At 71.7% G+C, this 13,074-nt stretch carries 22 protein-coding genes; 21 read left to right on the top strand and 1 reads right to left on the bottom strand.

What is annotated here, in order from left to right; genetic code table 11:
• Positions 1-4: 4 nt before the first annotated feature.
• Genes ACIQFU_RS22875 through ACIQFU_RS22910 form a run of 8 tightly spaced genes read left to right on the top strand, consistent with a single transcriptional unit; the run spans position 5 to position 4,374 of the window.
• Entirely contained in the window at positions 5-565 is a 561-nt protein-coding gene (locus tag ACIQFU_RS22875; RefSeq protein ID WP_402553955.1) for a hypothetical protein, read from the top strand.
• Positions 562-828, top strand: a complete 267-nt coding sequence (locus ACIQFU_RS22880; RefSeq protein WP_402553956.1) for a hypothetical protein — start codon at positions 562-564, stop codon at positions 826-828. The genes ACIQFU_RS22875 and ACIQFU_RS22880 overlap by 4 nt, the downstream gene beginning before the upstream one ends.
• Positions 825-1,412 carry a hypothetical protein gene (locus tag ACIQFU_RS22885; RefSeq protein WP_402553957.1) on the top strand — a complete coding sequence of 196 codons (588 nt, stop codon included), beginning with the start codon at positions 825-827 and terminating at the stop codon, positions 1,410-1,412. The genes ACIQFU_RS22880 and ACIQFU_RS22885 overlap by 4 nt, the downstream gene beginning before the upstream one ends.
• Positions 1,409-3,133 carry a DNA cytosine methyltransferase gene (locus ACIQFU_RS22890; RefSeq protein WP_402553958.1) on the top strand — a complete coding sequence of 575 codons (1,725 nt, stop codon included), beginning with the start codon at positions 1,409-1,411 and terminating at the stop codon, positions 3,131-3,133. Before ACIQFU_RS22885 ends, ACIQFU_RS22890 begins: the two co-directional genes overlap by 4 nt.
• Complete coding sequence (locus tag ACIQFU_RS22895; protein ID WP_402553959.1) at positions 3,133-3,582, top strand: hypothetical protein; 450 nt, start codon at positions 3,133-3,135, stop codon at positions 3,580-3,582. Before ACIQFU_RS22890 ends, ACIQFU_RS22895 begins: the two co-directional genes overlap by 1 nt.
• On the top strand, positions 3,579-3,824 hold the full coding sequence (locus ACIQFU_RS22900) for a hypothetical protein (protein WP_402553960.1): 246 nt from the start codon (positions 3,579-3,581) through the stop codon (positions 3,822-3,824). The genes ACIQFU_RS22895 and ACIQFU_RS22900 overlap by 4 nt, the downstream gene beginning before the upstream one ends.
• Positions 3,821-4,045 (top strand): helix-turn-helix domain-containing protein, encoded by a 225-nt coding sequence (locus ACIQFU_RS22905; RefSeq protein WP_402553961.1) that lies wholly within the window; start codon positions 3,821-3,823, stop codon positions 4,043-4,045. Before ACIQFU_RS22900 ends, ACIQFU_RS22905 begins: the two co-directional genes overlap by 4 nt.
• Positions 4,045-4,374: a hypothetical protein gene (locus ACIQFU_RS22910; protein WP_402553962.1), complete on the top strand. Its 330-nt coding sequence runs from the start codon at positions 4,045-4,047 to the stop codon at positions 4,372-4,374. Before ACIQFU_RS22905 ends, ACIQFU_RS22910 begins: the two co-directional genes overlap by 1 nt.
• A gap of 68 nt (positions 4,375-4,442) precedes the next feature.
• Here the strand turns inward: ACIQFU_RS22910 and ACIQFU_RS22915 are convergent, their stop codons facing one another.
• Positions 4,443-4,637 (bottom strand): hypothetical protein, encoded by a 195-nt coding sequence (locus ACIQFU_RS22915; RefSeq protein WP_402553963.1) that lies wholly within the window; start codon positions 4,635-4,637, stop codon positions 4,443-4,445.
• A 167-nt stretch (positions 4,638-4,804) separates the two neighbouring features.
• On the opposite strand from ACIQFU_RS22915, the gene ACIQFU_RS22920 reads away from it, so the two are divergent.
• The 13 genes from ACIQFU_RS22920 to ACIQFU_RS22980 all read left to right on the top strand — a co-directional run bounded on the left by ACIQFU_RS22920 (position 4,805) and on the right by ACIQFU_RS22980 (position 13,073).
• A complete protein-coding gene (locus ACIQFU_RS22920; protein WP_402553964.1) occupies positions 4,805-5,668 on the top strand; it encodes a hypothetical protein in 864 nt (287 codons plus the stop codon).
• Between the two features lie 9 nt (positions 5,669-5,677).
• A complete protein-coding gene (locus ACIQFU_RS22925) occupies positions 5,678-6,418 on the top strand; it encodes an ATP-binding protein (RefSeq protein ID WP_402553965.1) in 741 nt (246 codons plus the stop codon).
• Positions 6,415-7,065, top strand: coding sequence for a hypothetical protein (locus ACIQFU_RS22930; protein ID WP_402553966.1), 651 nt, complete (start codon positions 6,415-6,417; stop codon positions 7,063-7,065). Before ACIQFU_RS22925 ends, ACIQFU_RS22930 begins: the two co-directional genes overlap by 4 nt.
• Positions 7,062-7,232: a hypothetical protein gene (locus ACIQFU_RS22935; RefSeq protein WP_402553968.1), complete on the top strand. Its 171-nt coding sequence runs from the start codon at positions 7,062-7,064 to the stop codon at positions 7,230-7,232. The genes ACIQFU_RS22930 and ACIQFU_RS22935 overlap by 4 nt, the downstream gene beginning before the upstream one ends.
• A 260-nt stretch (positions 7,233-7,492) precedes the next feature.
• Positions 7,493-7,879 carry a DUF4326 domain-containing protein gene (locus tag ACIQFU_RS22940; RefSeq protein WP_402553970.1) on the top strand — a complete coding sequence of 129 codons (387 nt, stop codon included), beginning with the start codon at positions 7,493-7,495 and terminating at the stop codon, positions 7,877-7,879.
• A 77-nt stretch (positions 7,880-7,956) separates the two neighbouring features.
• Positions 7,957-8,334, top strand: coding sequence for a hypothetical protein (locus tag ACIQFU_RS22945; protein ID WP_402553971.1), 378 nt, complete (start codon positions 7,957-7,959; stop codon positions 8,332-8,334).
• A gap of 292 nt (positions 8,335-8,626) precedes the next feature.
• Positions 8,627-9,118: a hypothetical protein gene (locus tag ACIQFU_RS22950; protein WP_402553973.1), complete on the top strand. Its 492-nt coding sequence runs from the start codon at positions 8,627-8,629 to the stop codon at positions 9,116-9,118.
• An 80-nt stretch (positions 9,119-9,198) separates the two neighbouring features.
• Positions 9,199-10,824 (top strand): hypothetical protein, encoded by a 1,626-nt coding sequence (locus ACIQFU_RS22955; RefSeq protein ID WP_402553975.1) that lies wholly within the window; start codon positions 9,199-9,201, stop codon positions 10,822-10,824.
• Positions 10,821-11,066 carry a hypothetical protein gene (locus ACIQFU_RS22960; RefSeq protein ID WP_402553976.1) on the top strand — a complete coding sequence of 82 codons (246 nt, stop codon included), beginning with the start codon at positions 10,821-10,823 and terminating at the stop codon, positions 11,064-11,066. The genes ACIQFU_RS22955 and ACIQFU_RS22960 overlap by 4 nt, the downstream gene beginning before the upstream one ends.
• A gap of 51 nt (positions 11,067-11,117) precedes the next feature.
• A complete protein-coding gene (locus ACIQFU_RS22965) occupies positions 11,118-11,510 on the top strand; it encodes a hypothetical protein (protein WP_402553978.1) in 393 nt (130 codons plus the stop codon).
• On the top strand, positions 11,507-11,764 hold the full coding sequence (locus tag ACIQFU_RS22970; protein ID WP_402553980.1) for a hypothetical protein: 258 nt from the start codon (positions 11,507-11,509) through the stop codon (positions 11,762-11,764). Before ACIQFU_RS22965 ends, ACIQFU_RS22970 begins: the two co-directional genes overlap by 4 nt.
• Entirely contained in the window at positions 11,761-11,931 is a 171-nt protein-coding gene (locus ACIQFU_RS22975; RefSeq protein WP_402553982.1) for a hypothetical protein, read from the top strand. Before ACIQFU_RS22970 ends, ACIQFU_RS22975 begins: the two co-directional genes overlap by 4 nt.
• Positions 11,928-13,073, top strand: coding sequence for a hypothetical protein (locus tag ACIQFU_RS22980; RefSeq protein ID WP_402553984.1), 1,146 nt, complete (start codon positions 11,928-11,930; stop codon positions 13,071-13,073). Before ACIQFU_RS22975 ends, ACIQFU_RS22980 begins: the two co-directional genes overlap by 4 nt.
• Position 13,074: the final 1 nt, after the last annotated feature.

The following is a 13,074-nucleotide window of genomic DNA, read 5'->3' on the forward strand; positions in this document are numbered from 1 at the left end:
GTTCGTGTCCCGTCGTCGTGTCGAGGCCGAGCTGATCGCAGTGAAGGCCGACCGCGAGCGCCTGCGCGGCGAGCGCGACCAGTTCCTCGAGGACCGGAACGTCGCGAAGGCCGCCGCGCGTACGGCCGCCGAGAAGTTCGTCGAGGCCGACGCCACCAACCGGCGCCTCGCCGGACGGAACTCCGAGCTGACCCGCCGCCTGGAAGACAGCGCCGAGGGCGCCTACGTCACCCAGCTGGAGACACGGCTCCAAGCCCTCGCGAAGGGCGCCGCCCGCTGGATGCTCGCCGTCTGGTCCCGCGACCGCCGCATCAGCATCCTCCAGCAGCAGCTCGACGCCACCCGCACCAACCTCGTCGCCTCCCAGGCCCGCGTCGCCGAGCTGCACGAGGAGCTGCGGAAGGCGGAGGCCGCCGCGGACCCGCGCCCGCCGGAGGGCGGCGCCCGCCACCCTCGGCCGTCGAGCGAGCTGCGTGCGGCCCGGGACCACGCGAAGGCCCTGGACCGGCGCCTCTCGGAGGTCACCGCGGCCAACGCGAACTGCAAGTGCGGGGGTGCGGCGTGAGCGACTTCGTCACCGCCATGACCGGCGCCGGGCTCACCGTCGCCGTCGGCCTCACCGCGATCGCCCGCTCCGTCCGCCCGACCGGCCGGCACCGCGCGCCGCGCACGCCCGCCGACACCGGACTGCTCCGCCCTGTCGAGGCCCTCGACCAGTTCGAGGCGTACTGCCCGGCCGAAGACCGGCCCACCCTCCAGCTCCGCCTCCGCCTCGGCGGGATCCGCTGCACCGAATGCCACAACGACCCCGTGGAGGCTGCCCAGTGACCGCCTTGTTCGACGTCGAGGCCCCGACCACCAGCACGGTGGTCGGGCCCCGGCCCGCCCTGGTCATCGGCGGCGATCTGTCCCTCCGCTGCACCGGGATCGGGTCCGCCGAGTGGACCGACTACATCAAGCCCAAGACCGCCCTGCGCGGCCACCCCCGCCTCGCCTTCCTCATGCAGGAGATCGGGTCCTTCCTGAAGGCCGCAGACCTCGTCGTCCTCGAAGGCGCCTCATTCGGACACGGCGGCCAGGGCGGGCACGAGGAACTGGCCGGGCTGCGGATCATGGTGCAGCACTGGCTGTGGCGCCGCGAGATCCCGTACGCGGTCGTCCCGCCGTCCACGCTGAAGCTGTACTTCGCTGGCCACGGTGCCGCGTCGAAGGCCACGATGCGGGCCGCCGCCGAGCAGACCTTCGGCCGGACCTTCGAAGGGCCGGGCGCCGCGGACGAGTGCGACGCGTTCGCTCTCGCCGCGATCGGCTACGAGTGGCTGGGCCGCCCGCTGGCTTCGGTGCCGGACCGGCAGCGTGCGGCGCTGGCCGGCTGCCAGTGGCCCGACCGCGAGGCGGTGCAGGCCCGATGACCTACCACCACGACGACGAGCTCACGGTCATGGACTGGTTCTGCGGCGCCGGCGGCTCCTCCCAGGGCGTCCACGCCATCCCCGGTGTACGAGTCGAGCGAGCCGCGAACCACTGGCGCCTCGCGATCGAGTCGCACGCCGCGAACTTCCCGACGACCAGCCACTACCAAGGCGACATCCGCAAGGCCCCCGTCTGGGACTGGCCCGTGTGCGACCTGTTCTGGGCCAGTCCCGAGTGCACCAACTGGTCTGTCGCGAAGGGCAGGAAGCGGGACTTCGCCGGGGCCATGCAGGGCAGCCTTCTCGACCTGCTCGCCGCAGTCGACGAGGACGACGAGCCATCCGCCGAGGAAGAGTCCCGCGCGCTGATGGAGGAAGTCCCGCTGTACCTGCGAGGCGTCCAGGAGCGCGGCGGGCTGGTGAAGGCCGGCATCGTCGAGAACGTCACCGACGTCCGGGCCTGGGACCAGTGGGACCGGTGGATCGGCGAGATCCACAAGCTCGGCTACCGCACCCGGATCATCGCGCTCAACAGCATGCACGCGAACCCGCGGTCGGTGCACGCTGCGCCGCAGTCCCGCGACCGTCTGTACGTCGGCTACTGGCACGAGTCGCTGGGCCGTACCCCGGACTGGGACAAGTGGCTGCGCCCCCGCGCCTGGTGCTCCGGCTGCAACACCTACGTCCAGGCGATGCAGGTGTTCAAGGACCCGAAGCGAGACATGGGCCGCTACCGGCAGCAGTACGTCTACCGCTGCCCGAACACCTCCTGCCGGAACCAGGTCGTCGAACCGGAGGCCCTGCCTGCCGCCGCCGCGATCGACTGGTCCATCCCCGGGCAGCGGATTGGCGACCGGGCCAAGCCGCTCGCCGACAAGACGCTGAAGCGGATCGAGGCCGGGCTGAAGAAGTTCGCCCGCCCCGTGCCGATGATGGTCCCGGCCGGCGGTACCTGGCGGGACGCGGCCGTCTCTGTCGGGGAGCCGATGGCCGCGCGGACCACCCGTGAGAACGACGCGCTGATGGTGCCGCCGCTGATGGTCCCCGTCGAGGGCCGGGACGGGAAGAGCGCCGCGTCGGCGCACGGCCCGCTGCGCGCGATGACGACGCGGAACGAGACCGGCCTGGCATGGCTGCCCGGCGGGTTCGACCCGTTCATCATCCCGCTGCGTGGCGGTGGCGACTCGGAGCGGGCCCGCTCGATCGACGTGCCGCTGCACTCGGTCACGGCGGGCGGGAATCATCACGGCTTCATCGCCCCGCCGCTGCCCGCCATGGTGATGCGGAACAACGGCAGCAAGGCCGACGGCGGCGAGCACTGCACCACGCCGGCCGAACCGTTCCGGACGATGACGACGGCCGGGCACCAGTCGCTCCTCACGTGGGAGCACATGCTCGTCCCGTACTACGGCAACGGCGCCCCGCGGTCCGTGAACGAGCCGATCGGCGCGCTGACGACCCGCGACCGGTACGCCCTCGTCCGGGGCGAGGTCGACATCGACGACGTGCTGTTCCGCATGTTGGAGCCCCACGAGATCGGCCGCGCGATGAGCTTCGCGGACAGCTACGTGGTGCTCGGCAACAAGCGGGAGAAGGTCCGCCAGTACGGCAACGCCGTCACCCCGAACGCCGCCGAAGTCCTCGTCTGCGCCCTCGTTGAAGCGATCACTGGCGAGGACATCGACCGGCACACGGCGCCCGCGCTGGAGGTGGCGGCCTGATGCCCGGACCGCACGGCGTGCCCCGCGCCGACATCATCCCCCTCCTCCGCGAAGGCCTCTCCGACCGCGCCATCGGCCGCACCCTCCACACCAACCCCAAGCGCGTCGGCCGCATCCGCCGCGAACTCGGCCTCCCCGAAGCCGCCCGCGGCACCACCCTCACCCGCGAACAGGCCTGGGCCACCCACACCCGGCCCGCGGGACCGGACGGGGAGCACCTCGTGTGGACCGGCTACCACCGCGCCGGGACCTTCCCCGTCCTCAAGTACCGCAGTATCGACTGGTCCGCCCGCCGCATCGCCTTCGAGATCGAGCACGGGCGCCCGCCGGTCGGCCGGGTCCTGCCCAGCTGCGACGTCCCCCGCTGCATCCGCCCGGCCTGCACGACGGACGAGCCGATGCGGCAGTCCGACGCCCTGTACGAGCAGATCTTCGGGGCTGCGGCGTGAGCGGCGGCCGGCGCCGACGCGCCCCACCGCCCGAACCGGAGTACCAGCCGGGCCAGCTCCTCGACTGGCGGAACTCCGCGCACTGGGACTACGAGCAAGCCCGCCCCTGCCGCTACTGCGGGCTCGACACCCACCTCCGCGACTCGAAGAAGGCCCCGGCGCACAAGGTCTGCGCCGAAACCGCCCTCACCCAACAGGCCGCCGACGCGGCCGACGCCTACCAGAACGGAACCACCACGTGACCGACCAGACCCCCGCCCTGCCGAAGCCGGGCCAGCAGCTCCGCGGCACCGCCCGCACCACCACGGCACAGCAGGCCGCCGACCTGTACGTCCAGGGCTGCACGATCCGCTCCGTCGCCATCCAGATCGGCCGCTCGTACGGGGCCACCAGGGCGCTGCTGCTGGAGGCCGGCGTGCAGCTGCGCACCCGCGGCGGCGGCATCCGGAAGACGGTCGCCTGATGGGACTCCACCACTCCGTCTACCGCGGTTACGGCTTCGAGGTCCCCGCGACGACCGACTTCGAGCGCCTGGACGACGTCCTCGCCAACCAGCCCGACGGCGAACGCCTCGGCCGTATCCAGCACCTGTTCCTTGGCGACTTCGAGCGGCTGTTCCTCCTCGCGATCTGCGACCAGGTCGAGCCCGCCGGCTTCGCGCAGGTGACCGCGGACGACTACCGCCGGTACGAGCTGCCGGTCTGGAACACCGTCCTCCACGACACAGCCGTCCGCCTCGGCCACGAGTCCCATCCCGAGCCGTCCTGGCTGGTCTTGCACGACTACAGCTGACCGGCCGCACGACGAAACCCCGCACCAGCACGGTGCGGGGCCCCGGGAAGAGAGAGGAGGAGACGGTGTCAGGACTTCGGAGCGATCTTCGCAACCCACTCGCGCGTCATCCCCGACCAGCGCGCCATGTCGGACGGGCCAACGCCGGCCGCCCGCCACTTCACGAACAGCTCACGCAGCACCGCATCGTCACGGTCGAACGCAGCCTTCGACCGCTGCCGCTTCCGCGCTGCGGCCTTGATCTCCTCCTCGGCGTCACTCATGCCGCTCATGGTGGCACAGCTTGTCACGGTCGCGCTACGCGTACGCCAATGACGCTCGCGGTCTGCGTATGCGAACGGTATTCTCATCTCAGGGAGTGCGCCAAGCCACCCTGAACTGGGGGTCTCACAGCCATGCCCTGACCAGCACGACCGAGAGAAGAACCTTCGTGGGAATCCGCCTGATCGTCGAGGTGCTCACCAGCGCACCCGAGGCCCTGACACACCGGGAGAAGCTCCTCCTCGTCGTCCTGGCCGAGGACGCCAACGACGTGACCCGCACGACGTGGAACAGCGTGGAGCGCCCCGAAGTCCTGCGCGGCGCCAAGATCAGCCGCGCCCAGCTCTACGCCGTCCTCAAGACCCTCGTCGCCAAAGGCGCCCTGGAGAAGCTCGCGGCTGGCCAGAAGAACGGCGCCGCCAAGTACAAGATCCCGCCTTTCACAACCCCTCAGTGTCAGGAAAATGCGGACACTGAACCCCCTTCTCAGTGTCAGAGAAACGCTGACACTGACGACTCTCAGCGTCCGGAAACTCCTGACACTGACCCGAACCCCCAGTGTCAGGAAATCCCTGACACTGACGCGTCTCAGTGTCAGGGAATCCCTGACCTCAGTGTCAGGAAATCCCTGACACCTACTCCTCACCCCTCCTCAACTACCCCCTCAGCAAGCAAGCACGAGGAGCCCGCCCCCGACCGTCACGGCTTCGGCATCCCAGAAGCCGCGCGCCCCCTCGTCGACGGACTCACCGCCGCAGGCGTCATCGTCCGCTGGCCCTTCACCGGCAACGCCTGGTTCCCCGTTCTCGCCCTCATCGAGAAGACCGGCGTACCCGCCCTCGTCGACTACGCAGTCCGAGCCGCCGCCCGCACAGACGTCGACTCCGCCAAGTACTTCATCCGCGGCTGGAGCGAACTCCCCCCGCTCCCCGCCCCCGGCACCAGCCGACCGCCGCTCCGTGCCGTCTCCGGCGGCTGGCAGCCCTACAAGCAACCCGACCCCTCCGCCTACGAAAACGACCTCGGCTTCTAAGGAGCGACCATGACCGAGCCCCAGACCCTCGCCGAACAGCGACCCTCCATGCTCGCCCGCCTCATGGCCGGCATCGCCGAACACGCACCCCATGTCACCGCCGGACCCATCGACGACGCCCCCACGCCGGACGACCCCGGGCACCCCGAGTACCACCGCCGCCAGCGCGCCGAGTTCGCCGTCTCCCGCTGGCGCACCGCCGCTCCCCGCCGCTACCAGGACGCCACCGCAACCGACCCGCAGGTGACCGGCTGGGCCGACACCGCCGCCGACGACATCCGGCAGGCCGGGTTCCTCGTCCTCACCGGCGGCATCGGCACCGGCAAAACCCACCAGGCGTACGGCGCGCTCCGCCGGATCGCCGAGGCAGGACCGCGGCGCTTCGAGATGATCGCGATGACCGCCCCCGACATGTACGGCCGGCTGCGTCCGGGTGGCTCGGAGAAGGGCACCGAGACCGAGCTGAAGCGCCTGTGCCGGGTGCCGCTGCTCCTCCTCGATGACCTCGGCACCGAGAAGCTCTCCGAGTGGACCGAGGAAGCCACGTTCCGGCTGATCAACGAGCGGTACAACGAGTGCCTCCCGCTGATCATCACCACCAACTTCCCCGTCCGCGCCCACGACGGCGGCGCGAGCACCGACCTCGTGACCCGCCTCGGTGACCGGCTCGCATCGCGCCTCGCGCAGACCGCGACGGTCGTCCGCCTCGACGGCCCCGACCTCCGCCGCGGACTCCGGAGCGTCTCGTGACCGACGACACCCCCAGCATCGAAGCCGTCCCCACCATCTACCGCGGCACCACGTTCCGCTCCCGCCTCGAAGCCGACTGGGCCGCCACCCTCGACGCCAACCACATCAGCTGGGAGTACGAGCCCGAGACCCTCACGCTGCCCTCTGGGGCCGTCTACATCCCCGACTTCTGGCTGCCCGAACTCGGCACCTGGATCGAAGCCAAGGGGCCCAACATCCCCCGCGTCGAGAAGGCCGTGGAACTCGCTCAGACCCGCGCCTGCCACTGCACCGAGGGATGCACCTGCCGCTGGCCCGGCGGAGAACTCGTCCTCCTCGGGCGGCAGCAGCTCCCGCCCGACCCGACACATCCCGGCCGCCGACCGTCCTGCGGATACGCCAACTGGGAGACACCACACGGTCCATCCGCGTACTACGCAGCCTGCCCCCGCTGCTTCCGCAGTCAGTGGATCACGCTCCGCCGGCCGTGGCGATGCCGCGTCTGCCAGCACTCGCTGGAGAAGGAGCGGGCGTACCGGGCCGTCGACCGCGAGCTGCGGTTCGTCGAGGGGACCGGAGGGTTCGGGAGCGCCTTCGCCATGCCGGACCTCGGGACGCCGTTCACCACAGACGAATGGCCCCTCGATGAGGCCGAGGACGTCTCGTGACGGCCGACCACCCCGAGTGGGCCATCCGCTGCCCCTGGTGCGCAGCCAGCCCCGGCCAACGCTGCACCACCCCCACCGGCCGCCGCATCGCCATCCCCAGCCACAACGCCCGCATCACCGCCTGGACCGAACACACCCAGCCCACCACCGAGACGGAGACCGCATGAGCACCCTCGACCGACTCGCGACCGAGACCGTCCCCACCCGCCCCACACCCGCACCAAGACCCTGCCCCTGGAGCCGACAGCAACAAGACGCCCACTGGCGCGACCTCTGCAACGCCGTCGGCACCCCCAACGCCAAACGACCCGGACAGAACAGCAGCAGCTAAGCGCCCGCTCATCCGGATACGGCCAGCCCCGCGCACAAACGATCCCTACCGCACGAAACCAAACACCACCCAACACGCCACCCACAGGAGCGCACCGTGACCGACCACCTCACCGAACAGCCCCGCCGGATCCAGCGCCGCCGCACGAAGGGCTGGCGCGCCCCCGACGGCGCCGTGTACGTCGGCCGCGGCACCCGCTGGGGCAACCCGTACGCCCTCAAGCGGTGCGGCCCCACCCACGCCGTCGTCGACTCCCGCACCGGAGACGTCATCTTCGGCAGCACCAACGAGACCGAGGCCCGCCGTGTCTCCGTCGTCTGGTTCCGGGCGTGGCTGTCCAGCCAGCCGGAGCTGCGCGCCACGGTCGCCGAGGAACTGCAGGGCCGGGACCTCATGTGCTGGTGCCCGCTCCCCGCCGACGGTCAGCCGGATCACTGCCACGCCGCGGTGCTGCTGGAGCTGGCCAACCGGCCCACCCCGTGAACGCGGCGACCCGGCCGGGAGCTATCCGGCCGGGTCTGCCCCGCACCGTACCCGCCACACCACACCCGGAGACCCCCATGAAGCTCTCCCTCTGCAAGCACCGCTTCCCCGTCCAGCCCCCGCACGGCTCGATCCTCCGCCCCGGCAACTGCGACCGCTGCGCCGCGACGTGGGCCGACGTCCAAGCCGAACTCGACCGGCAGGAGAACGCCCTCCGCCTCGGCACCGCCCACCGTGGCACCTGCGCCGGATGCGGCCACACCCGCATGGTCTTCCGCTACCAGCGCGAACAGCAGCCCTGGGACGAGACCGAACCGCCCGTCATCTGGCTGTGCGTCAGCGACTGGTCCCGCGCCCGCGAGATCGAAGAGGCCACCGGGTTCATCGACTTCAACGACCTCTTCGACCGCGGCACCGACGAGCAGCTGGCAGCCGGACTGCGGGGCGCGCTGTGAGCCCCCTGGAGCGGCTGACCGCCGAAACCATCCCCACCCGCCCCGAACCCGCGCCCCGACCGTGCCCCTGGTCTCGGCAGCAGCAAGACGACCACTGGCAGGCCCTCTGCCGCGCCGTCGGCACCCCAGACGCCCAACGACCCACAGACGACCCCCAAGGCCGTCAGGCGGGCACGCAGGCCCCTTAGCGGGCCCACCCGGTTACGCCGGAGCCGCGCCCACAGAGGGACCGGTGGCCCCGAAACCGCCTACCGCCGCACACCATCCGACACCCACACCACCAGGAGCGAACATGACCGACCACCCGTACACCGACAACGACCTCCGCGCCGAAGCCGCCCGCCAGCACGCCACCCTCACCGACGACCCCGACCTCATGGGCGTCGGCGAACAGATGGAATACGCCTGGGTCCCATCTGTCGAGACCACCGAGGACGGCAGCGCCCGCACCTGGAAGCAGCTCCTCGTCGTCGAGGACGAGACCGGGGACGACGAGGACTACACCGCTTTCGGCGAGGCGCAGCGGAAGATCCACGACCTGATCCAGGGCGCGGCCGACGTGTCCGAGTGGGCCGTCAGCCTCGGCGCCGCAGGACTCACCCGCACCGTCTCCATGGGCTGGTATGTCACCGGCAGCGGCTGGGACCTCGCCGTGCAGATCGCCCACCTTCCGGGGATCAAGCCCGAGGTGTGCGACGAGATCGAGTCCGCTGTCCGCCTCGCTGTGGAGCGGGTCTTCCGCGAGCACGGGCTGGTGCCGCGCGGACTCGACACGTCCGCCTGACCACGCCAGCCGGCCGCCTGCGCAGTCGAAGTGCGCGGGCGGCCGGTACCCGAACCCTACCCACCCACCAGGAGAACCCGATGACCGAACCCACCACCGCCGGCCACCACATCGGCCGCTCGTTCCGTGGCATGGCCACCGACATCGAAGCCGCCTGCCCCTGCCCGAAAGCCCCGTGCGGGCTCGTCATCCAGGACGAGGTGACGGAGGCGTGCGACCAGCACCACTGGTCGTCGGCGAAGTCGATGCGTCAGTCGCACCCGGCCGACGAGTGCCCGGCCGTCCCGGCTGTGCCGCTGCCGTCCGCCGACCAGACCACCCCGACCCAGCGACCCGGACTCCGCGACGAGATCGTGAACGCCCTCGGCCAGATCGACGCCGTGCCGCCCGTGGCGCACCGCCGGGAGCAGGCCGACCACGTCCTGACGGTCCTGTACCGGGAGTGGCCCTGGCTGCGCGCTGAGGCTGAGGACGCGGCGCCCGTCGACCAGACCCCGCTCCGCGACCGCATTGCCAAGGCGCTGGCCGACGAGGACGCCCGCGCCTGCGGCTGGGGCCACGGGTTCCTGGAGCGGTACGGAGTGGACGCTGAGACCGACGGTTTCGTGGATGTGGTGCTGGCCGTGCTGCCCGCGCCCGTCGGCCGCGCCGAGTACGACGCCCTGGTCGCCGAGGCCGACAGGCTCCGCCGCGACGGTGTCGCGCTCCACGCCCAGGCTGTGGCGGTCGACGAGCAGCTGGCCGCCTTGCGGCAGCAGGTCGCCGCGCCCGCCGATCAGACCGCGCTCCGCGAGACGCTGCGCCGCGTGCTGGCCGAGGCCGACGAATTCAGCTACGAGGACCTGGAGCCGCACGACTACCAGAAGCACGTGGACGCCGTCCTCGCCGCCGTGCTGCCCGCGACCACCCGCCACGACACCTTCGTGCTGTGGCTCGACGCCTCGGACGGGTCGGTGCCCACGCACGACGGCATCGTCTGGCCGGACGGCGCCGTGACGGTGCACCACCGGCACTTCGGCTACACGACCACGCACGCCGACGCCGAGACGGCCCGGCAGGCAGCGCACGGTGAGCAGGGCCGCCTCGTCTGGGGCAAGGCCGCGACCACCCGCCACGACTCCGACACGGACGCCGCGCCCGACCGCCGCGCCCGGTACAAGGCGGCGATCAGCGAGGCGGACGGCTGGGTCCTCGACGACGGGCAGCACATGGTCGACGCCGTGATGGCCGTCGCGGACGCCGAGCTGGAGAGCGAGCGGGCCATCTCCCGCCGACTGCTCGCTCAGCGCCAGGAGATGGCCGAGGAGCGCTACGCCTGGCAGCAGCGGGGCGACCGCGCCGAGGCCGAGGTGAAGCGGCTCCGCATCGACCGGGCCGCCGTCCTCCGCGAAGCCGCCGACGTGGCGGAGCGGGTGGCCATCAAGCGGCACGAGCAGCACGAGATCGAGCGCGAACAGGGCGCCTACGACGTGATGACCGTGCTGCGTCGTGTGGCCGACGAGACGGCAGCCACCGAGACCGGCTGCTGGTGCGGCCACCCCGAAGACCGCCACTGGACCGGCGCCACCGACATGACGTTCCCGGACGGCTGCCACGACTGCCGTGGCTGGAACGGGGCCCACGTCTACGGCCAAGAACTGCCCTGGCTGCCCGAAGGCGACGAGCCCGCCGCCGGGGCGCGGCAGGACGGGGCGCAGCCGAAGTGATCATCACCGAAGCCCTCGACGCCCTCTGGTCCCTCGGTATCGCCGTCCTCATCTGGGCCACCCTCATCGCCACCGCCCTCGTCCTCGCCCTCGAAGCCCTCACCGTGGCCGTGTACGCCGCTGTACGGGCCGTATGGCGGCTCATACGTCCCGAGAGTCGCCCGCGCCCCTCCTGGCGCCTTACACGGGCACACAGCCGCTCCTACGCCAAGCATCTGACCGACATCGACGACGCCGCCTGAACCCTCGCCCCGGCCCACCCGGCCGGGGCCCCACCCGAAAGGCACCACACCATGGGCTGGAACAGCGCCAACCGCATCTTCAACCCCGTCGCCCGCGCCCTCATCGAAACCGGCGCCGACGACGCCACCAAGCGGAAAGTCCTCGGCGACCTCATCAGCGAACTCCAAGACGGCGACTGGGACACCGAAGACGAGTCCCTGGAGGAGTTCCTCGACGACCCCGCGATCGTCGCCGCCTTCCACGACCACAACGTCCACACCCAGGACCGGGCCTGCTGCCAACGCACCCGCCTCGCCGACGCACAGACCCGCATCGAGAAGGCCCTGACCGAGGTGTACGGCCTCAACGGGGCCGAAGGACGCATGGCCGCCATCTCTCCACAGGAGGCCGCGCAGGTCGCCATCGACGCGATCCGGGACCTGATCAGCGGCGAGCAGCCGTGACCCCGGCCGAGAGAACCGCCCGCGCCTGCCAGACCGGCGCATTCCTGTCCGCCGCATCCGCCGGCTACTCCCTCACCTGGCACCCCTGGTACGCGCTCCCCGGCCTCGTCGGCGCCGGCTTCCTCCTGTGGGCCGCCGCGTCGACCCAGGGCGCGGGCGACCGGCGGGCCGATCTCCATGAACGCCTCCACGACGCGGCCGCATCGGATGCGGCCCTCCTCGACACCGACCAGCAGCCACGGAGCACAGCGTGAGCGCGCCTTCGTCCAGTCCCCGGCCGGAGCACGCGCCCCGGCCGGGCGTCACCTGGCAGACCGAGCTGGTGCGCGTCGAGCAGCTCGTCGACGACGACGCACCCGACCCCCGACCGAACCGAGCCACTCGGCGCGCCCTCAAGCGCGCAGCACGGAGGACCAAGTGACCGACGAGACCAAGCCCGAGCAGCCGCCCGAGCCCACGGAGATGGAGCAGCTGCGCGACAGCGTGAGCGCGCTCCAGACCATGGTGAACCGCGTCCGGGAAGCCATCGGCACCGACGAGCCCGCGCCCGTCCGGGAGAGCTACCGCATCCGCGAGCTGGAGACGCGAGCCTCGGACGCCGAGTACGAGCGCGGCCTCGCCCGACGGCGCGCCGAGGAAGCCGAGGCCGCCCTCGTCCGCGTCCACCACCTCGCCGCCGCCATCCACGCCGGCGCGCCCTGGACCGCCAGCCACGCCGAGACCGCCGCACGCATCCGGGGCGCCATCACCGGACCCGGCACGCTGGTGGCCGAAGAGACCGTGTCCCGCGCCCTGTTCGAGGAGACCGCCCGCCGCCACAAGGGCGCGATCGCCCGCGTCGACGAACTGCTCGCCACCACCGAGCGGGTACGCGCCCTGCACCAGCCTCAACCGGACGGCACCGGATTCGACGACGGCCAGCAGTGCCGAACGTGCAGCCAGGATGGCGGCGACGGCTACCAGTACCTCGTGCCCTGGCCGTGTCCAACCGTGCGCGCGCTGGACGAGCCCGCCCCGGCAGCGACCGAAGCGACCGACAACCACGTCTACCTGTCCACCGGATGCCTCCACGGCGAGCACGCCTACTGCCAGTCCCACACCGGCCACTCCGGCACGAAGACCCCCGCGGCGTGCAAGTTCTGTGCGGCGCCCTGCACCTGCGGCTGCCACACAGAGACGCCGAGGATGACAGCGGCCGAGCTGGAGACCACCGTCCGCGTCGTCTCCGCCCTCCACCGGGCGGCCGAGGACACCGTCACCCGCGTCATCGACCTCTACGAGCAGTGGGTGGCCGCCGGGCCTCCGCCGCTCGGCACGTCGATGTCCCGCTGGTGGGACACGCGGCTCGTCGAACTCCACAACGCCATCCAGCCGCCCGCCCGCGAGCAGCGGGAGCGCCCCACTCACCCCGACGGCACCCCGTACCGGCACCACGAGATCAAGGCCGAGGGCTGGGAGCACTGCGACGGGTGCCGTCTCTGGGGCCAGGGGTGGACCGCCGAGTCCCCGCACCAGTGCACGAACGACCGCGTCCAGCCCGCCGACCAGACCACGGAGAAGTGAC

Origin of the sequence: Streptomyces sp. NPDC093065 (genome assembly GCF_044754585.1) — a bacterium.
Lineage (GTDB): Bacteria > Actinomycetota > Actinomycetes > Streptomycetales > Streptomycetaceae > Streptomyces.

Bases quoted from the DNA above. Each gene is read 5' to 3' on its own strand.
- ACIQFU_RS22890 (WP_402553958.1), top strand. From the start codon at position 1,409: ATGACCTACCACCACGACGACGAGCTCACGGTCATGGACTGGTTCTGC.
- ACIQFU_RS22895 (WP_402553959.1), top strand. From the start codon at position 3,133: ATGCCCGGACCGCACGGCGTGCCCCGCGCCGACATCATCCCCCTCCTC.
- ACIQFU_RS22910 (WP_402553962.1), top strand. From the start codon at position 4,045: ATGGGACTCCACCACTCCGTCTACCGCGGTTACGGCTTCGAGGTCCCC.
- ACIQFU_RS22915 (WP_402553963.1), bottom strand. From the start codon at position 4,637: ATGAGTGACGCCGAGGAGGAGATCAAGGCCGCAGCGCGGAAGCGGCAG.
- ACIQFU_RS22925 (WP_402553965.1), top strand. From the start codon at position 5,678: ATGACCGAGCCCCAGACCCTCGCCGAACAGCGACCCTCCATGCTCGCC.
- ACIQFU_RS22945 (WP_402553971.1), top strand. From the start codon at position 7,957: ATGAAGCTCTCCCTCTGCAAGCACCGCTTCCCCGTCCAGCCCCCGCAC.
- ACIQFU_RS22950 (WP_402553973.1), top strand. From the start codon at position 8,627: ATGACCGACCACCCGTACACCGACAACGACCTCCGCGCCGAAGCCGCC.
- ACIQFU_RS22955 (WP_402553975.1), top strand. From the start codon at position 9,199: ATGACCGAACCCACCACCGCCGGCCACCACATCGGCCGCTCGTTCCGT.
- ACIQFU_RS22965 (WP_402553978.1), top strand. From the start codon at position 11,118: ATGGGCTGGAACAGCGCCAACCGCATCTTCAACCCCGTCGCCCGCGCC.